This window comes from Streptomyces sp. NPDC012827 (assembly GCF_042900905.1).
GTDB classification, from domain to species: Bacteria; Actinomycetota; Actinomycetes; order Streptomycetales; family Streptomycetaceae; genus Streptomyces; species Streptomyces gulbargensis.
This window is the reverse complement of sequence record NZ_JBIBBY010000008.1, coordinates 316,369-336,796: the sequence shown is the minus strand read 5'-3', so window position 1 is coordinate 336,796 and position 20,428 is coordinate 316,369. Positions and strand designations below refer to the sequence as shown.

The 20,428-nt window shown below is 72.8% G+C and carries 9 protein-coding genes; 5 read left to right on the top strand and 4 right to left on the bottom strand.

Annotation, left to right across the window (positions count from 1 at the left end; translation table 11 throughout):
- The first annotated feature begins 546 nt into the window (after positions 1-546).
- Positions 547-2,421: an amino acid adenylation domain-containing protein gene (locus ACFY60_RS20055; RefSeq protein ID WP_388612094.1), complete on the top strand. Its 1,875-nt coding sequence runs from the start codon at positions 547-549 to the stop codon at positions 2,419-2,421.
- Positions 2,422-2,500: 79 nt separating this feature from the next.
- Here the strand turns inward: ACFY60_RS20055 and ACFY60_RS20050 are convergent, their stop codons facing one another.
- Positions 2,501-2,773, bottom strand: a complete 273-nt coding sequence (locus ACFY60_RS20050; RefSeq protein ID WP_388612093.1) for a phosphopantetheine-binding protein — start codon at positions 2,771-2,773, stop codon at positions 2,501-2,503.
- A 236-nt stretch (positions 2,774-3,009) separates the two neighbouring features.
- On the opposite strand from ACFY60_RS20050, the gene ACFY60_RS20045 reads away from it, so the two are divergent.
- Both ACFY60_RS20045 and ACFY60_RS20040 read left to right on the top strand, forming a co-directional pair.
- Entirely contained in the window at positions 3,010-3,282 is a 273-nt protein-coding gene (locus ACFY60_RS20045) for a phosphopantetheine-binding protein (protein WP_388612092.1), read from the top strand.
- A 17-nt stretch (positions 3,283-3,299) separates the two neighbouring features.
- Complete coding sequence (locus ACFY60_RS20040; RefSeq protein ID WP_388612091.1) at positions 3,300-5,051, top strand: amino acid adenylation domain-containing protein; 1,752 nt, start codon at positions 3,300-3,302, stop codon at positions 5,049-5,051.
- A gap of 98 nt (positions 5,052-5,149) precedes the next feature.
- Here the strand turns inward: ACFY60_RS20040 and ACFY60_RS20035 are convergent, their stop codons facing one another.
- From ACFY60_RS20035 to ACFY60_RS20025, 3 genes are all read right to left on the bottom strand, one after another.
- Entirely contained in the window at positions 5,150-8,281 is a 3,132-nt protein-coding gene (locus ACFY60_RS20035) for an amino acid adenylation domain-containing protein (RefSeq protein WP_388612090.1), read from the bottom strand.
- 40 nt (positions 8,282-8,321) lie between these two features.
- Positions 8,322-9,410 (bottom strand): amidinotransferase, encoded by a 1,089-nt coding sequence (locus tag ACFY60_RS20030; protein ID WP_388612089.1) that lies wholly within the window; start codon positions 9,408-9,410, stop codon positions 8,322-8,324.
- A gap of 67 nt (positions 9,411-9,477) precedes the next feature.
- Positions 9,478-9,681 carry an MbtH family protein gene (locus tag ACFY60_RS20025; RefSeq protein ID WP_388612088.1) on the bottom strand — a complete coding sequence of 68 codons (204 nt, stop codon included), beginning with the start codon at positions 9,679-9,681 and terminating at the stop codon, positions 9,478-9,480.
- Positions 9,682-10,086: 405 nt separating this feature from the next.
- On the opposite strand from ACFY60_RS20025, the gene ACFY60_RS20020 reads away from it, so the two are divergent.
- Entirely contained in the window at positions 10,087-11,067 is a 981-nt protein-coding gene (locus ACFY60_RS20020; RefSeq protein ID WP_388612087.1) for a fatty acid desaturase family protein, read from the top strand.
- A gap of 234 nt (positions 11,068-11,301) precedes the next feature.
- Positions 11,302-20,427, top strand: coding sequence for an amino acid adenylation domain-containing protein (locus tag ACFY60_RS20015; protein WP_388612086.1), 9,126 nt, complete (start codon positions 11,302-11,304; stop codon positions 20,425-20,427).
- Position 20,428 lies beyond the last annotated feature (1 nt).

Genomic DNA, 20,428 nt, shown 5'->3' with positions numbered 1-20,428 from the left:
CAAGGGCGGGATGGGCCCGCCTCACTTCTCAGCAGCGCAGCACCGCAGACGAGCGCGAGCAGGCCCTTGATCGGATCGGAGAGGTCCCTCCATCGGCCACGTTCGCCCCACCGGCTCCACCCGCGCCGACGGCCGGCGGGTTGAACCCCGCGGTCACCGTGCACTCCGAACAGCACGTGGTCGACGCAGCGCGCATCATGGGAGTGATCTTCGGCCTCACGGCCGTCACGGAGCGGCTCCGGCGGCGCAGACTCAAACGCCTGGGCCTGCGGGGGATGCACCCCCAGCAGGGTCCGGACGGGTGAGGCCGAGGGAGGCAGGGCACCGTCACGGAATCGCACGGCCGGTTCTTCGATGGACCGGCCTGATGCTGATCGCCCGGCTCCGACGGCCCCCCGCCGCTCCCGCGACGTGACCCTCCTCGCGCCGCCCCGCACCGGTACCCGGGTCCGGCGGCGGAGAGCGCTCGCCTCCTGCCGGACCTGCTGACGAGCCGGTGGTGACTCCGCTACCGTCGGCGTCTCCGGACGACCTTGAGGAGCTCAAGTGCGCGACAGAACCAACCCGTTCGACGATCCGGATGCCTCCTTCACCGTCCTGTCGAACGTGGAGGGGCAGCACTCGCTGTGGCCGGTGTCCGTGCCGGCGCCGGCGGGCTGGAGTGCCGTCCACGGCCCTTCCGGTCGGGACGCGTGCCTCGCGTACGTGGCGGAGCACTGGACGGATCTGCGGCCGTCGAGCCTGGGCTCCCGCGCCGGCGATCCCTGGGCCGCCGCTGCCGACGCCGCGGGCGCCGCCGACCGTGAGGACCGTGCCGGCGGGCCGCCGGCGTCCACCCCGCTCCACGGCCCGAAACGGGCGCGGAACGTCGGCGACACCCTCGACGGACTCATCTGCCGCTACGCGGAGACGACTCCTGACGCGATCGCCGTCACGGACCCCGAGGGGAGCCTCACCTACGCCGAGCTGGTGCAGCGGGCCCAGGGTGTGGCGGCGGCGCTGCGCGCCAGGGGGATGGAGACCGAGACCCGGGTCGGCGTGCTGGTGCCCCGCTCCTGCGACTACGTCGTCGCCGTGCTCGGCGTCATGCTCGCCGGCTGCGCGTTCGTGCCGCTCGACCCGGAGTACCCGCTGGCCCGGCTGACGCAGGCGCTGCGCGACTCGGGCGCCGCCGGGATGATCTGCCGCAAGGACACCGCGACACTGCTTCCGTTCGACGGAGAGACCGTCCGGCTGGACGAGACCGAGGCCACGGAAGCGCCGGCGCCCGTCAGGCCCACCGGCCCCGGCCCCGGTGGCGTGGCCGACGACGCACGCCGGCTGGCGTGCGTCCTGTACACCTCGGGCTCGACGGGCCGGCCCAAGGGCGTGGCCCTTCCGCACGCGGCGCTCGTGAACCACTTCCTCTGGGAGGCGGAGTTCCTGCGGGTCGGTCCGGCGGACCGGATCGCGCAGCGCGCGCCGAGCGGCTTCGACGCGGCCCTGTGGGAGCTGGCGGTGGCGCTGCTCTCGGGGGCCACGCTGGTCGTCGTCCCGACCGAGGTCGGCACCCTCACCTCCGCGTTCCGGGACTACGCCGCCGCGCGGGGCATCAGCCTGATGCTCGCGGTGCCGACCTTGCTCCAGGCATACCTGGAGTCCGGGGTGCTGCGGGAGGTGCCGTCCCTGCGGACCGTCGTGTCCTGCGGCGAGGCCCTGCACCGGTCCCTGGCGGAGTCGATCAGGGCGGAGACCGGGGCGCGCGTCGTGAACGTGTACGGGCCGACCGAGGGCGGTGTGGGGGCCATGGAGTTCTCCCTGGACGCCGACGTGGTGTCGGCCACGGTGCCCATCGGGAAACCGGCCGGGAACGTGACGATCCACCTCCTCGACGACCGCCTGCGGCCCGCCCCGACCGGGGAGGCCGGCGAGGTGTACATCGCCGGACCGCAGCTCGCCCGGGGCTACTTCGGCGCACCGGCCCTGACCGCGGAGCGCTTCGTCGCCGACCACCTCGGCGGAGCCCCGGGTGCGCGGATGTACCGGACGGGGGACCTGGCCCGGCTGCTGCCGAGCGGAGACCTGGAGTATCTGGGCCGGGGCGACGGGCAGTTCAAGCTCCACGGCGTCCGCGTGGAGACGGCCGAGGTCGAAGCGGTCCTCGCCGCCTGCCCCGGCGTCAGCGCGGCGGCGGTCGCCGTCCGGCCGGCGGCGGCCGGCAGGTCGGTCCTCGTCGCGTACGTCGTCCCGCTGCCGGAGGCGGGGGAAGGGCTCGTGTCACGCCTGTACGCGTTCGCGCGGGACCGCCTGCACGGGGCCATGATCCCCGCGCGGTGCGTGCTCATGGACCGGCTGCCGCTGCTGCCCAACGGGAAGGTCGACCGGTCGTCGCTGCCGGCCGTGACCGAGCGGCCCGGAAAGCCGGCCAGGGCGACCCCTTAGGGCGGCCCGGAACCCGGACGCCCGGAACTCGGACGCCGGGCCCGTCGTCACGACGGCGGGCCGGCGTCCCCGCGCGTCGTCACCACTCGGTGACGACGGTGCCGTCCGGTGCGGGCAGGTTCGCCGCCTCCCGTTCCGCGTCGATCGCCGACGCGAGCGCTCCCAAGGTACTCAGCGTCATGATGGATTTCATCGGGACATAGACGTCGAAGGTCTCTTTGATCATGTTGGCGATCCTGAACGCGTCCATGCTGTTGCCGCCGTATTCGAAGAAGTTCGACTCGCTGTCCACCTCGTCGACGTCGAGAATCTTCTGCCACATCGCGGCGAGCAGCTGCTCCGTCTCCGTCAACTCTGCTGTCCCCCACCTCGACCGGGCATCGCGCTGGACGCCGGGAGTCTACCCATCCGAGTACGTCGTGTACATGTACCTCAAGCGGGGAAAGAAGGTCCGCGGTGGGAATTCCGCGCCCTCAACTGCCGCTGCGGAACACCGTCTTGCGCGGCACGGAGTGGTGATCGTAGGCTCGTCGAGATCATCCTAACTGGCAGTTCCGGTCGTGGGGATACGCGGGGAGGGCTCCAACCATGCCTGTGCGGGAACAGCAAGTCTCCGAAATCTGGGCGGAAGTCCTCGCACTACCCGAAGTGGACGTCGACGCCAACTTCTACGATCTCGGCGGACATTCCCTGCTGCTGATAGAACTCGTCGGCCGGCTCAACCAGAAACTGGGAATCGAGACGGACGTCGTCACGGTGCTGGAACACCCCACCGTCGTCGACTTCACCGCGCACTGGAATTCCCTCGGCGCGGCCGGGACGGACACCCAAACCCCCACCGCGACCGGGGTCGACCGCTGACAGGATCCGGAGGCGTCATGACCCCCGACCGGCCCGACGGGCTCGCGCGGCTCTTCCTGGCGTCCGCCCGCCGCGCGCCCGACCGGGCCGCGGTCCGGGACGCGGACGGATGCTGGACCTACGCGGAGGTCGCACGGGCGGCCTCCGCGCTGGCCGGCCGGATCGCCGCCGCCGGGGTGGCCCCCGGCGACCGGGTGGGTGTCATGGCCGCGCGCCGGGCGGGCGGTCCGGTGGCGATCCTCGCCGTTCTGTGGAGCGGCGCCGCCTACGTACCGGTCGACCCCGACTGGCCCGCCGAGCGCCGGGCCGCCGTCCTGCGGGACGCGCGGGTACGGCTGCTGCTCGCGGTCGACACGGCGCGGGAGACACCGGACGAGGTCCCGCGACTCGACCTGACCACGGGGGCCGTGCTGACCCCCGCCGGACCCGGCGACGAAGCTCCCGCCGCCCCGCGCCCCCGCCCGGAACCGGGCGCGGCCTACGTCATGTTCACCTCCGGCTCCACCGGGACGCCCAAGGGCGTCGAGGTGCGATCGGCCTCCGCGGCCGGCCTGGTGACCTCGGTGGCTTCGCTGATCGGCATGGGCGAGGACTCCGTCTTCGTGGCGATGTCCTCCTTCGCCTTCGACATCTCCGTGTTCGACATGTTCGCCCCCTGGTCCGTCGGCGGCGAACTGGTCGTCGTCACCGATGTGCAGATCCTCGCCAACCAGGTGGGACCACTCCTCGACGCCCCCGGCCGCCAGGTCTTCACACAGACCACCCCCACGGTCCTGGGGCACCTGCTCGACGCCGGGCTGGACGTACCGGCCTCCACCGTCCTGTTGCTCGCCGGAGAGCGCCTGCGCCGCTCGCTCGTCGCGCGCGTCACGCACCTGCGGCAGGTGTGGAACCTGTACGGGCCGACCGAGACCACCATCTACGCGACCGCGCACGCCTGTCTGCCGCTGGACCCCGACGACCCGGAGCCCGACCTGCCCATCGGGACCGCGGTCAACGACGCGGAGCTGGAGATCCGGCCGCTGTCCGACACCCGGCCGGACGCCGGCGAACTCGTCGCCGGCGAGCTCGTGATCGGGGGCCCCGGTGTCGCCCTGGGGTACTTCGGACGCCCCGACCTGACCGCCGAGCGCTTCCCCGACGGCGGGACGCGGTACGCCACCGGGGACCTGGTCCGGCGCCGCGCCGACGGCCTGCTGGTGCACGCCGGACGGCTGGACCGGCAGGTGAAGATCCGCGGCAACCGGGTCGAGCTGGACGAGGTCGAGACCGCGCTCGCCGACCTCGTCGGTCACGGCCGCGTCGCGGTCCGCGTCGACACCCACCGCGTCCTTGGCCCGCACCTCGCCGCGTACGTCAGCGATCCCCCCTGCGACGCCCCCGCGCTGCGTCGTGGGCTGTCCGGCCGCCTCCCCGCGTACATGGTGCCCACCCGCATCCACCAGGTGCCCGAGATCCCGACGACCAGCAGCGGCAAGACCGACCACCGGGCCCTGCGCGCACCGGACGACGACGGGACGGGAGAGGAGGGCGCGGTCCTCGACACCGTCGCGAAGCTGTGGGAGCAGCACCTCGGCGCGCCTGCGGCGCCCGACGCCAACTTCTACGCGGCCGGCGGCGGACCGGCCGCCGCCCGGCGGATCGCGGAAGGGCTGCGGCAGGCCCACGCCACCGGCGTCGACGCCGCGCTGGTCCTGCGCCACCCGGTCCTGGCCGACCTCGCGGCGGCCGTCACCGCACGCGTACGGGAGACCCGCTCGCAGGGCTGAACCACCGGAAAGCCGCCCGCCGCGCTCGCGGCGCGGCGGGCGGCCCTCGCGGTGTCGCGGACCGGCCGGCCCGTCGGCGTACCGCTCCCGGAACGCTCTCAGGGGAGCCGTACCGGCATCCCGTCCACCGGCGTGTCCGGGTCGGCCAGGCCTGCGGCGAGCAGGGCCAGCAGCACGTCCTGCCACTGCCGCGCGGAGCCCCGGTCGAAGCGGTCGGACGCGTACTCGATCTCGCCCGCGAACCCGGTGGCGTCCTGCCGCACCGTCCAGGTGAGCGCGACCCTCGCGGTCCCCGGGTGGACGAACTGTTCGGCGATGTCGAGACCCTCGATGTCCCCGAAACCGTCCAGCGGGGTGGACTGCAGCGCGAAGATCGCCTGGAACAGCGGGTTCTCGCCGACTCCGCCGGACCGCCGCAGGCCTTCCACCAGCTCGGAGAACGGCAGCTCCTGGTGGGTCAGCGCCCCCGCCAGCGCCTCGTCCGTCCGGGCGATCAGCTCGCGGAAGGTCATGCCCTCGGTGAAGCGCATCCGCAGCGGCACCGTGTTGACGAGGTAGCCGATCAGTTCCTCCGTGCCGGGCCGGTTCCGGCAGGCCATCGGCACGCCGACCACCGTCTCCCCGACGCCGCTCGTCCGCCGCAGCGTCGCGAAGAAGGCCGCCAGGAGCACCGCGAAGTCCGTCGTGCCGCACCGGCCGGCGACGTCCCGCACCGCCGCCGGGTCCACGGCGGTACGGGGCAGCTCCAGAGCGAACCCGTCGGTGCCGGCCCGTCCGCCGGACGCCGGTGCGGGGAACGGATCGGGGGCCGGCAGCTCGCCGGCGAACCGGTCCCGCCAGTACGCCCGCTGCCGCTCCGCTTCCGGACCGCGCAGCCAGAGTTCCTGCCAGGCCGTGTAGTCGGCGTACTGGACGCCCGGCTCCGGCAGGGGCCGGCCGGAGTAGAGGGCGCCGAACTCCCGCCAGAACACGGCGAGCGACCAGGCGTCGAAGACCGCGTGATGCACGTCGAGGAGCCACAGGTGCTCCTCGGCGCCCACCCGGAAGCACGCCGACCGCAGCAGCGGTCCGGTGGCCAGGTCGAACGGCCGGCCGGCCTCCCGCCGCGCGAGCCGGACGGCCTCGTCGGCGTCGGCGGCGACGGTCAGCGCGGTGTGCACCGGGCCCGGCGGCAGGATCCGCTGCCGGAGCCCGCCGTCCCGGTGCTCCAGCACCGTGCGCAGCGCCTCGTGCCGGGCGACGACGCCGGTCAGTGCGGCGTCGAGGCGGTCGAGGTCGAGCGGGCCGCCGATCCGGTAGCAGACCGGGATCGCGTACGTGGGGGAGCCGCGGTGCACCTGGTCCACGAACCACAGGGCCCGCTGCCCGCGCGAGGCGGGGGGCCGGTCGCCGTGCCCGCCGGTGGGCACCACGGCGGCACCGGCCGCGGTACGCCCGTGCTCCCGCCGCACCACGGCGGCGAGGCCCGCCACCGTCGGGGCCTCGCGCAGCTGGGCGAAGGTGAGGGCCACGCCCGTCACCTCGGTGACCTGGCTGAGCAGCCGCAGGCCGCGCAGGGAGTCACCACCGGCGGCGAAGAAGTTCTCGTCGCGGCCGACGGGCGGGCCGTCGAGCACGTCTCCGGCGAGGCCGGCCAGGACCCGTTCGAGGGTCGACGTCCCCGGCGCGGCCGGATCGTCGGCGCGGGCGGGGCGCCCCGCGCGCGGGGGTGCGGTGGCGGGCAGCCGGGAGCGGGCCACCTTGCCGTTGAGCGGCGAACGCGGAATGCGGTCCAGGAGCACGAAGGTCTGGGGCACCATGGCCTCGGGCAGCCGGCCGGCGGCGTCGGCGCGGATCGCCGCCTCGTGCACGCCGGGCTCGGCCTCGACGTACGCGACGAGCCGGGAGCCGAACGGCGGGTCGTCGACCGCGATGACGACGGCGTCCCTGACGCCGGCGCAGTGCAGGACGGCGCTCTCCACCTGGCCGGGCTCCACCCGGTGGCCGCGCACCTTGACCTGCCGGTCCGAGCGGCCCAGGAAGAGCAGCGTCCCGTCCGGCCGGCGGCTGGCGCGGTCGCCGGTGCGGTACATGCGGGAGCCGGGCGGGCCCTGCGGGTCGGGCAGGTACCGTTCGGCGGTGGCGACCGGGTTGGCGTGGTAGCCGCGCGAGACGGGCGGCCCGCCGACCCACAGATCGCCCGGCTCGTCGTCCGGCACCGGCCGCAGGCCGTCGTCGAGGACGTAGAGGGCGGCGCTCGCGAAGGCGCGCCCGATGGGGACCAGCGCGTACGCGTCGGGGCCGGGGTCGGTGACCTCGCCGTCCGGGCGGTGGAGCGCCACGCTGATGGAGGTCTCGGTGGGACCGTAGTCGGAGACCCAGTCGATCTTCTCGGCGCCGGGGACCCGGTACCAGGCGGCGAGCTTCTCCACGTGGATCTTGTCGCCGCCGATGAACACGACGCGCAGGCAGGCGGGAAGCCGGACGAGACCGCTGGTCAGGTCGTCGACCCACTGGTGCCAGTAGGCGCTGGGCAGGCTCACCATCGTCACGGCCAGCCGCTCGACGAGATCGGTGAACTCGACGCTGGTGAACTGGCGTTTGCCGGGCATCACGACGGTGCCGCCGGCCACCCACGCCGGCCAGATCTCCTCCAGGGCGGCGTCGAAGGCGATCGCCGTCGACTGGAGGAGTCGGTCGGTCGCCTCCAGGCGCAGCTCGGCCCGGAGCGACCGCGCGTGGTTGACGAAGCTGTCGTGCTGGACGGCGACCCGCTTGGGTTTGCCGGTGGAACCGGAAGTGAACACGCAGTACGCGAGGTTGGAGGGGTGCAGGGCCGGCCGCGGCGCGGTCGCGGGACGGTCGGACAGGTCGATCCCGTCCGCCTCCCACACGGGCACGCCCCCGGGGGCCACGGGGAGCCGCGCGTCCCGGACGACCAGGACCGCCCCCGCTTCGGTGAGCATCGCCTCGGCGACGTCACGCGGCAGCGACGGATCGACCGGTACGTACACGCCGCCGGCCTTCCAGATGCCCAGCATCGTGACGAGCAGCCGCGGTGACGGCTCCATGACGACACCGACCAGGCGCTCGGGACCGATGCCCTCGGCGGCCAGCCGCTGCGCGAACCGGTCGGCGTGCCGGTCCAGTTCGCGGTACGTGAAGGTGCCGCCGTCCCAGGCGGCCGCCACCGCGTCCGGGGTGCGCGCGGCCTGGGCCTCGAAGAGGTGATGAATACAGGGACCGGGCATCAGGCTCCTCGCTCCGAATCCGGTGTACGGGTGGGGGACGTCAGAAGTAGGAGCGGAGGCTGCCGCGCCGGCGGATGTCGGTGGTCGCGCAGTGGAAGGAGCCGCCGAAGCTGTTGAAGTTGCGGAACGGGCAGGGGACGGCCTCCATCCCCCAGCCCTCGGCCAGCCGGCGCATCGGTTCGTCCTGCGCCTCGACGATCATCGTCTCCTCGTCGATCATCAGCACGTTCATGTTGATCCACTTGCTGGTCATGTACAGCGGATGCCCGTCCGGGATCACCGGCGCCGGCGCGGACCGGACCTCCCAGTCCTTGAAGATGTCGGGCACCTCCGGCACCCGCTCCGGATGGATCAGCAGCTTGCCCTCGGCCAGCGGCATCAGGCTGGCGTCGATGTGCATGGGATGGTCGTCGGCCAGCCGCAGCTCGTGGACCCGGTAGTCGTCGCCGAGGTGCCGGCGGACCCACTCGATGCCCAGGGCGTTGGTGACGTGGCTGCGCTGCGCGAAGATGTCCCGGCCGCAGCGGATGAAGTCGGCCGCGTCGAAGGTCGGCTCGTACTCGGTGATCACCGAGCGGAACGGTTCGCCCTCCGGCTGGTCGGTCCAGTCGGCCACGTACAGCTCGTCGGGCAGTTCGGGCTTCGGAGGGGAGGTCCAGCGGGCACCCTGCTGGAAGTACTCCTTGAGGAGCGTCCGGTAGGCCGACGTCGCGTGCGCGCGCGACCGCCAGGCCATCGGGGCCTCGATGACGTCCTGTCCGACGACGAGCAGGAGGTCCCGGGGCATCGCGTCGTACAGGCCGGTGCTCGACCAGCCGGGCGCCCCGTAGGCGCGGCTGTGGTCGCGCACGTCGGGCCGCCGGACCTTGACCCCCCGGCCCTCCAGGATGTCGACCAGCTGGTCGAGTTCGTCGCGCGCGGCGGCGACCTGGTCGGCGGGGAACGGCTGCCCGGCCCGCTCCCGGAACACGGCCCGCTGCTCGGGCGACAGCGGGGCGCCGACCGCGACGTGCCACGGCGGGAAGTGCGCCCCGTCGACGATGCCGACGATCACCTCCTCCAGCGGATCCCACTCGTTGTAGGAGCTGACGGGGCACTCCGGCTCGGCCGAGACCTCTGATTCACGCATGGCGACGCTCCATTTGTGGGGGGCTGGCGGGAGGAAAATCGGGGAATCGCTGCCTTCCAGGGCCTTTTCAGGCGCCCGCGTCCATGAAGGTGCGCAGGCTCGCCGGCCGCAGGTCCGTCCACCGCTCGGCGATCAGGTCCAGACAGACGGAACGCGGCGCCGGACCGCAGACGGTTTCCCAGCCGGCCGGGACTTCGCGGCTCGCGGGCCAGAGCGAGTACTGGTCCTCATGATTCCGCACGGCGAAGCACAGGTCCTCGGGCTCCAACATGATTGCCTTCCTCGGCAGGTCGGATCATCCAGACGGACAGCGGTCGTTTCGACACCTTTGTGCCGGGCTTCCGATGCGCATGTGCGGGACGACTTCGGTGATCACGGCCCGGCGCACAACGTGCAGTACTTCACCAAGGTCAAGTTGCCGTGTCAATAGCGCACACGTCTTGCCCTTTTCACTCGCCATCGATCCAACTCGGGCCTGCCGCCGAAGAAGTTGACAGACGTGTTCTTGAGGTATCGATCACCAAGGTCTAGGGTCGGGACCCGCCTCGGCGAACGCGACCCGCATGCGTACGGGTGCCGAACCTGGAAACCGTGGACGAACGATCCGAACCCCCACCCCCCGTTGCGATCCGACGGCGGTGACCGGGGGTGCGGCCATTCGCAACGAGGGGAATCAGTGAAGATCTGGAAGAACACCCCCAAGGACTCGATCCTCGTCGCACTGAGCCTGGGACAGTTCGGCGTGACGCTCGGCCTGGCGCTCACCTGGAACACGAACGGGCTGTCGGCCAGAGTGGCCGGAGGAGCCCTGCTCACCGCGATGATGACCTACAACATCATCGTCATCTCTCATTTGTTCACCCATGTCCCGTGGTTCGTGAGCAATCGGCTGAACGCCGTGATATCCCTCGTCAATTCTGTCAACATCGGACAGTCCGTCCAGGCGTACCAGCTGACGCACGTCCGCAACCACCACCGCTTCAACAACGACCGCCCGGGCCCCGACGGCGCCACCCGGGACACGTCGTCCACCTACCGCAAGGGGAAGAACGGGCAGCACCAGCCGCTCGCGGCCTATGCCCTCGGCGGCGCCGTCGACTCGTTCGCCGGCCGCGCGAAGGACGTGGCCGCGGTGACCCGCCTGTGGAGCGTCGGCCGGAACGAGGAGCAGCTGCTGTCGCTGGCCTCGCGCCGCGAACCGCGAAGAACGCGCGAGCTGCGGCAGATCCAGGCCGACCGCGCCGCCCATTGCCTGTCCCTGGTCGTGTTCGCGACGCTGTCGTGGGAGTGGACGCTCCTGTGCTACCTGCCGGCGTACTTCGCGGCGCTGGCGCTGGTCAACGTGCAGAACTACTACCGGCACTACGGCGCCAACCCGGAGGACCGCGCGGCGGACTCGGTCAGCCACTACAGCCGCCTCTACAACCTCCTCACCTTCAACGACGGATACCACCAGGAACACCACCTCAGCCCGGGTTCCCACTGGTCCCAGATGCCCGCCGTCTCCTCCCGCCACCGCGACCGCCTCGACGGACAGCCGCGGATCGTCAGCCCGGTGCCCGCCATCGTCGGCTTCCTCCACCGCGATCGGCCCCTGCTGCACGAGGCGGGCGCGGCGGGCACGTCCCCGGCCCGGGACACCCCGACCACGACCTGACCGCCGCCCACGCCGGGAGCCGGACGCCCGCTCGCCACCGGCACCCCGGTCCGCGGGGAACCCGCGCGCCGGCGTGCCCGTCCGGCACCCGGCCGTCCCGGCTCCCGCCACCCACGCACCGGAGTCCTCGCAACGCTGCCCTCGCGCGAGCCTCACCGCCCGTCGCCACGGATGCGGCGACCGCCGCCACCGCGGCCGAGCGTCGCCGCATGACCAGAGAGTTAGGAGATCGCAGTGGTATCTCAGGGGGAAGCAGCGGCAGCCGGAGACCCGCTGTCCTTCGTGCGGGAGCTGGGTCGCCGCGGCGTGCGCTTCTACCTGGAGCAGGGCGCGCTCAAGTCCGTCGGCACCGGTGAACTCTCCGACGGGGAAGCCGCCTTCGTACGACGGCACAAGGCCGAGATCGTCGCACACCTGCTGGCACAGGCCGGTGGCGAGCTGGACGCCGCCGACACCGGCGGACCGGCACCGCTGAGCTACCAGCAGGAGCGCCTCTGGGTCCTCGACGACATCGCGGAGCGCTCCGAGGAGTACAACTCCGTCGAGGCGTTCCGCGTCCGGGGCGCCGTCGACCTCGACCGGCTCGGCGGAGCCCTGCGGCGCCTGGTCCGGGAGAACGAGATCCTGCGCACCGTGTACCGGATGACGGGCGACACGGTCGGCCAGGTCGTCCTCGACACGGAGCTGCGCATCGACCGCGAGGAGGCGGCGACCCCCGAAGAGGCCCTGGAGAAGGCCCGGGCGGCCCAGCTCGCCGAGGCGGCGCACCCGTTCGATCTCAGCGCCGAGATCCCGGTACGGTGCCGGCTGATCGTCGCGCCCGGCGACGAGTGCTACGTCGTCCTGAACTTCCATCACATCGTCTGCGACGGCTGGTCGATGCCGGTCCTGTGGCGGCAGCTGAGCCGCTTCTACGACACGCCGGACGCCGCGCACCGGACCCCCGGGACGCCGTACGCCGCGTACGCCCGGTGGCAGCGCCGCACCCTCACCGGCGACGTCCTCGACACGCTGGTGGACCATTGGCGGGACCGCCTGGACGGCGCGCCCCTGACCCACGCCCTGCCGGTCGACGGCGGGGCCCCGGACGCGCGCAGGCAGGTCGCAGGCATCCACACGCGGCGCGTCGACGGTGACGCGTACGAGGCGTTCACCAAGCGCTGCGTGGCCGCCGGCGCCCACGAGTTCGCCGGCCTGCACGCCGTCCTCGCGATCCTGGCGGCGATCGTCAGCGGCCGGCCGGAGACCGTCATCGGCAGCCCCATCGCCAACCGCGAACTGCCCGGCATCCAGGAGACCGTCGGCTTCTTCGTCAACATGATCTCGGTGCGCGGCGAGGTCCACGACGACGACACCTTCGCCGGCGTCCTCGCCGCCAAGAAGGCCGAGATCGAGTTCGGGTACGCCTTCCAGCAGGTGCCGTTCGAACGGGTCGTCGCGGCCGTCACCGACGGGCGCAACGACACGTCCCCCGTCTTCCAGATCGTCCTCGCCCTCCAGAACGTCGCCACCGGCGGGCCGGCCCTGGCCGGCACGCGGATCGACGCGCTGCCGGACGTGCAGGAGCGCAGCCGCTACGACCTGGAGGTCTTCGTCCACGACGACGGCGACGGCGGCAGGGAACTGCGGTGGGTCTACGACGCCGGCCTCTTCGACCGGGCGACCGTCGAGCGGTGGGCCGGCTGGTTCACGGAGATCCTCCGGACCGTCGCCGCCGACGCCGACACCCCCGTCGCGGACCTGCGGACCGCCCTCGCCCGGCGGACCCCCCAGGACGCCGCCGTCACCGACGCCCCCGACCTCGTCCCGGCGGCCTCCGCCGACGAGATCGACGTCCTCGCGCGGATCGCCGCGACCGCCGCCGCCGACCCCGACCGGGTGGCGGTCAGCGACGGCGACCGGCGCACCACCTACGGCGAACTGCTGCGCCGCGCCACGGAGATCGGCGGCGCCCTGACCGAACGGTACGGTCCGCAGGCCGTGTTCGCGCTCGACATGGACCGGTCCGTCGAGCTGGTCGAGACGATCGTCGGCATCATGGCCGCCGGCGGGACGTACGTCGCCCTCGACCCGCACGACACCGCGGCCCGCCGCGCCGCGGTCCTCACCGCCGCCGCACCCCGCTGCCTCCTCACGGCGGGCGGGCACGGCCCGCTCGACGCGGCCGGTGGCCTGGAGGCCGTCGACGTACGGACCCTCACGTCGGACGGTCCCGGCCCGCGGGGCCCGCTGTCCCCGGACTGCGACCTCTACCACGTGTTCACGTCCGGCTCGACCGGCCGGCCCAAGGGCGTACGGGTCACCTACCGCAACCTCGCCGTCTACCTCGGCGGCGTCACCGGCAGGCTGGACCTGCGGCCCGGGTACCGGTACTGCTGGCAGTCCAGTGTGGCCACCGACTTCGGCAACACGGTCCTGTTCGGAGCCCTCGCCACCGGCGGCCGGCTCGACGTCGCCACCCGGGACGACATCCTCGACGGCGCCGCCCTGAGCGCCTTCCTGCGCCGGAACGACACGGACGTCCTGAAGATCACGCCCAGCCACCTGGCCGCCCTCCTCGACACGCACCCCCTCACCGCCCTCCTGCCGAAACGGACCCTCGTGCTCGGGGGAGAGGCGGCGTCCCCGGCGGTCGTCCGCGCCCTGCGGGACGTCCCGCCGTCGGTCGCCGTCCACAACCACTACGGGCCGTCCGAGACGACGGTCGGCGTGTTCGTCGCCGACGTGACCGACCCGGCGGCCGCCGCGGCGCTCCCCATCGGGCGGCCCCTGCCCGGCGTCACGTTCACGATCGAGACCCCCGACGGCGCCCCGGTGCCCTTCGGGGCGGCGGGCGAGCTGGTGATCCGCGGTCCGCAGGTCGCCGCCGGCTACCTCGGCGCATCCCAGGACGGGCCGTCCGCGTTCTTCGCCACGGACACCGGACGCGGCTACCGGACCGGCGACCGGGTCCGTCTGCGCAACGACGGCCAGGTGGTCTTCCTCGGCCGGCAGGACGAGCAGGTGAAGATCCGCGGCCATCGCGTCGAACTCGGCGAGATCCGGGCCGCCCTGGAGTCGACGCCCGGCGTCGGACGCGCCGAGGTCCTCGTCGACGAGGACGCCCACGGCGCCCCGCGCGTGGTCGCCTTCGTCCGGAAGTCCGACGGCCCGGGACCCGACGGCTCGGAACCCGACAGTCCAGGACCCGACGGCCCCGCCCACCAGGACGCGCCGGCCCCGGTGGACGCCGACGCCGTGGTCGAACAGTGGCGGGAGGTCTACGACTTCGCGTACGCCGAACGGGTCAGCGGGAACGTCGAGTTCAACGCCTCCGGCTGGATCAGCTCCTACACCGGCGAGCCCATCCCGGAAGCGGAGATGCGCTCCTGGCTCGCCGGCACCCTCGACCGCATCGCCACCGTCCGGCCGAAGAGCGTCCTGGAGATCGGCTGCGGACTCGGCATCATCGCCTACCCGCTCAGCCGCCGCGTGGACTCCTACCTGGCCTGCGACTTCTCCTCGCAGATCATCGCCATGAACGAACGGAACGCCGCGCGGATCAGCACCGGGCCCCTGTCGTTCTTCACCTGCGACGCGATCGACATCGACCGCCACGCGGCCCGCATCCGCGAGGCGGGCGTCGACACCGTCGTCATCAACTCGGTGGTGCAGTACTTCCCCGGCCTGGACTACCTGGAAGAGGTGCTGGACAAGGTCCTCGCCCTCGACTGCGTCCGCCACGTCTTCGTCGGCGACGTCCGCCACCACGACCTGCTCGACGAACTCAGTCTCTCCCTCGTGGACGCCCGGACCCCGGACGGCGAGACACGGTCGGACCTGGAACGGCTCCAGCTGGCGGACGCGCAGTCCGCGCAGGTCACCGAGCTCCTCATCTCCGACACGTACTGGACGCGGTTCGCCGCCCGGCGCGACGACGTGACCGGCGTCAGCGTCCTCCCGCGCACCGGCCCGGTCGCGAACGAGCTGTTCGACTTCCGGTACGACGTCATCCTGAGCAAGGACCCCGACCGGCTGCACCACATCGGCTCCGGTGGCCCGGTCGAGGTGCGGGACGGGGACCTCGCCGTGACCGACGACCTCTGGCGCTCCCTCGCCGCCGGCGAGACCGGCACCGCCGTCGTCCGGGGCGTCCCCCACCCGCGTACCGCCGCACACTGTGACGCCCTGCGGGCCGCACGGGCGAACGTGACCGCCGGTCCGGCCGCACCACGCCCGGCCGCGCCGCACCCTCCGCAGGACGCCCTCGCCCGGCTGCGGCGCGCCGCCGACGCCCACGGACTGCGCACCAGCGCCCACTACGCCCGTGACGAGCACGGCTACGTCAGCCGTCTCGACGTCGTCGTCTTCCGGTCCGACCACGCCCGGTACGCCGACAGTACGGCCCTCGGCGACTCCCACGCCGACCGCACCCGGCCCCTCAGCACCACGCCGACGGCCGGGCGGCCCGCGGGCACCCTGCTGGACCGGGTCGCCGAGACCGCCGCCACCCTGCTTCCGCCGCACCTGCGCCCCGACCGGCTCGTCCTGGTGCCGGCCTTCCCCCTCGGCAGGACCGGAAAGCTCGACCGCCAGGCGCTGCGCGCACTGGCGGCCCGCCAGGAGGCGGCCGGCGGCCTCGGGGAACTCGTGGGCGACACCGAGACCGCCCTGGCCCGGATCCTCCGGGACCTCCTCGCGAACGGCGAGCGGATCGACCGCGAGAGCGACTTCTTCGCCGTCGGCGGACACTCCCTCCTCGCCGCCCGCTACGCCCACGCCGTCAACCGCGCCTTCGGTCTGGAACTGCGCGCCAAGTCCGTCTTCGACCGGCCGCGCCTGAAGGACTTCGCCGCACTCGTGACCGCCGGCCGCGACCGGACCGGCCCCGAGGGCGCGGCCGGCGACCCCCTCGGCCTGGCGAAGCGGGCGATCTCACCGCTGCAACAGCGCTTCTGGACGATCGCGAAGTCCTCCGGACCGTCCACCCTCTACAACACGACCCTGCTGCTCGAACTCACCGGCCCGCTCTCCGTGAGCGCGCTGCGGACGGCGTTCCAGCAGGTCGTCGCCCACCATCAGGTGCTCAGGAGCCACTTCGAGGAGGAAGGCGACAGCGTCTTCATCCGGCTGCGCGACGCCGCCGACCTCACCCTGTCGTACCTGGAGATCCCCGGCCTGACCCCCGAACGCGCCGAACGGCTGCTCATCGAACGGATCAACCGGCCTTTCGACCTCGCGACCGGCCCGCTCGTCGAGGCGGCGCTCGTCGCGGCGTCGCCCGACACCCACTACCTGATGCTGTGCATCCACCACATCATCACCGACGGCGCCGCCGAGGCGATCCTCGTCGAGGACCTCCAGGAGTGCTACGAGGCGGCCCTGGAGGGCCGCGAGCCGCGCTGGCGCGACGACGGCGCCACCTTCTTCCGCTACCTCGCCCGGACCGAGTGGCCGGGCCGGGAGAGCCTGGACTTCTGGGCACGGCAGCTCGACGGCGCGCCCCTGCGGCACAATCTGCCGCTGGACGGCGACCGCGCGCCCCAGTCCGTCCACGACGGCGCCTCCTTCAGCTCGGTGCTGTCCGTGGAGGCCACCGCCGCGCTCGCCGCCCTCGCCCGGCGCCACCGCACCACGATGTTCGTCGTGCTGAACGCCGTCGTCGGCGTCTTCTTCTCGTTCCTGTCCGGGGAGGACGACCTCGTCGTGGGCGCCCCCTACGACTGCCGGGAGACCGAGGCCGACAACGTGGCGACGGGCATGTACGTCAACACGGTCCCGTTCCGGCACCGGATCGACTGGACGCGCACGCTGGACTCGCTGATCGTGACGGAATGGGCCTACTACCGGGAGGCGTTCGCCCACCGGCACGTGCCCTTCGACCGCCTCGTCGAGCACATCAACCCGGAGCGCGTCGCCGGGATGAACCCGATCCTCCAGATCGTGCTCGCGCTCCACCCGGAAGGGCGCAGCGTCTTCCCCTTCCACGACTGCCAGGCACGCCCGATCAAGGCGGCGGCGGTCGACTCCAAGTTCGACCTCCTGTTCAACTCCAAGGTGATCGACGACCGCCTCACGATCCACTGGGAGTACAAGAAGCACCTGTTCTCGGCCCGTCGCGTGGAGGCGATGGCGGAGTTCTTCGGCTCCTTCGTCGAGACCGCCGTCGGCCACCCGGACGTGCCGCTCGGCCGGCTCGACTTCGCCGGCCGCGCCGGCGACGAGGCGTCCCTGGCCCTGCTGAGCGGCCCCACCGTCCCCCTGACGGACTCCAGCTACCTCGACGCCTTCGCCCGCTCGGCCGCCGCCGCGCCGCGGCGGCCCGCCGTCCGCGGCGCCTCCGGCGACTTCGTCGACTATCGCACGCTGGACGAACGGTCGGACGCCCTGGCCGCCCTGCTGCGCGACCACGGGGTACGCGAGGGCGACCTGGTGGCCGTGTGCCTGCGGCGGTCCGCCGAGTTCCTGCTGACGACGCTCGCGGTGAACAAGGCGGGAGCCGCGTACGTCCCCATGGACTCGGAGTACCTGCGGAAGAACCGGACGGCCCTGCTGCGCGAGCACCGTGTCGTCTGCGCCGTCGTCGAGGACGACGACGTCCCGGAGCTCCCGCGCGACGTCACGGTGCTCCGCCGGCGGGACATCCCGCGGGCCGGCAGCGGCGCTCCCGCCGCCCGGCCCGAACTGCGGCACGACGACCTGTGCTACGTCATCTTCACCTCCGGCTCCACAGGGAAGCCCAAAGGCGTCGCGGTCACCCACGGATCGGTGGTGAACTACCTGGCGCACTGCTCCGCCACCTACCTCGAAGGCGACCCGCGGGTCGCGGTCCTGTCCAGCCCCCACTCGTTCGACGCCACCGTCACCACCAGCCTGTTCGCCCTCGCCGCCGGCCTCACCGTACGGGTGGTCGAGACGGACCGGGAGATCAGCGGACTGCGCGACCTGCTCACCGAGGACCAGGGCGAGCGGCTGCTCCTCAAACTGACGCCCTCCCACCTCGTGGCCCTGTCGAACCTCGGGGTCACCCGGCAGCCGTCGGACGCCCGGCACGTCTTCGTCATCGGCGGCGAGGACCTCAAGGCCGCCGTCGCGGCGCCCTGGTACCGGGCGTTCGGGCGGAGCCGGTTCTTCAACGAGTACGGCCCCACCGAGGCCACCGTCGGCTGCGTCGTCCGGGAGATCACCGAGCCGGACGTCCGCACCGGCTCCGTCCCCATCGGCACCCCGATCTGCAACACGACGATCGCCGTGGCGCACCGGGACATGCTGTGCGTCCCGTACCAGCGCGGCGAACTCGTCATCATGGGCGCCGCGCTGGCCCGCGGCTACCTGGACGCCGAACAGACCGCCGCCGTCTTCCGGCCCGTGCCCGCGGCCGGCGGCGCGATCGGCTACCACACCGGCGACCAGGCATCGCTCGTCGGCGAGACGTTCCGCTACCACGGGCGCGGCGACGGCCACATCAAGATCCGTGGATTCCGGGTCAGCCTGGCCGAGATCGAGGCGGTGATCGGCGGCATCGACGGGGTCCTCGACTGCGCCTGCGCGATCTCCGAGGACGGCACACGGCTCTCCGCCTACGTCGTGCCGGCGGCGCCGGACTCCCGCACCTGGGGGAACGAGACCGAACTCCGCAACGCCGTCCGGCAGCTGCTGCCCCGGTACATGGTGCCCGACACCCTCACCCTGCTCCCCGAGCTGCCGCTGACCGCCCACGGAAAGGTCGACCTCGCCCGGCTCACCGCCCCCGGCTGCGAGCCCCCCGCCCCGCGCGACGACACCGCGGAACCGGCCGACGAGACCCTGGCCCGGCTCACGGCGATCTGGCGGAAGGTCCTCGACGTCACCGGCGACCTGCCCACCGACGCCTCGTTCTTCTCGCTCGGCGGCAACTCGCTGCTGGTGACGCTGCTGCTGATGCGGATGAACGAGGAGTTCGACACCGACATCGGCCTCGACGTGCTCTACCGGCACGCCACCCTCGGCGAACAGTGCGCGCTCCTCGCCACCGACCCGGCGGCGGCCCCGGCCCCCCACGACGCGCCCGAGCCGCCCGCACCGAGCGCCGCCCCCGGCGAGGTCCCCCTCACCGCCGCCCAGCGCCGGTTCTACTTCATGGAGAAACTGGGCTCCGGCACCGACCACGCCGTCTCCCTGTGCTTCCACATCGACCGGGGCGTCGACCCCGGCCACCTCAGGGACGCGCTGCTGGCGGTCATGGAACGGCACCCGATCCTCACGTCCCGGGTGTCCCTGCGCGCCGGACTTCCCGTCCTCACCCCCGGCGACGCCACCCCCGCCCGGGACCGCGTCGTGATCGTCCCCTGCGCCGACGGCGACGAGTCGAGGCAGCGGATCCTGGCCCGCCGCGACAGCGCCGTGAACCTCTTCCACGACCCGCTGTGCAAAGCGTTCGTCCACGACGTGCGGGACGGCACCGTCGACCTCCAGATCATCGTGCACCACATCGTCTTCGACGACTGGTCCGAGAAGATCCTCCTGGAGGACCTGACCCGCCTGTACGCGGAGATCGCGGCCGGCCGGACGCCGTCACCCGGCCGCGCGGTGCCCTTCCAGCAGTACGCCGCCGGAGCCGCCGGCGACGCCGACACCGTCCGGGCCCACACCCGCTGGTGGATCGAGACGCTCAAGGGCGCCCCGGCCACCCACGGCCTGCCCAGGACCGACCGCCCGGCCGCCCCGGGCGAGCCGGCCGGCGTCCTGGAGTTCCCCCTCGGCAAGGACACCCTCGACCGCCTCGACGACACCTGCCGGCGCCGCGGCGTCACCCGCTTCAACGCCGTGCACACCGCCCTGGCCCTCGCCCTGTCCACCGTGAGCCGCAGGCGCGAGACGGTCATCGGCGTGCCGGTCACCAACCGGGCCGACGCCACCTACCGGGACACCATCGGACTCTTCATGGAGACGCTCCCGCTCCGGACGGACACCGGCGACGGCGACGCCTCGTTCGGCACCCTCCTCCAGGACAGCCACGCCCGCTTCGCCGACGCCCTCGGACGCACGGAGTTCCACGTCGAAGAGGTGATGAACGCCCGCGCCGCCGAACACGCCGACGGCACACGCTCGTTGTACGAGATCATGCTCACGCTCCACAACGACGGCGGAACCACTCTCGACTTCGGGGGCGTCCCCGCCCGACGCGTCCTGATGCCCCGCCAGGAGGCGAAGCTCGACCTGATCATCGACGTGAAGCGCGTGGGCGAACAGCTCCACACCTACTGGGAGTACGACACCGCGGTGCTGTCCGGGACGACCGTACGGCACCTTCTCGACGAATTCGGCACCTGGCTCGACTGGGGCCTGACGCGACCGGACGAACCCGTCCGGAACCGAGGCACCCTGCGGAAAGAACAGTGAC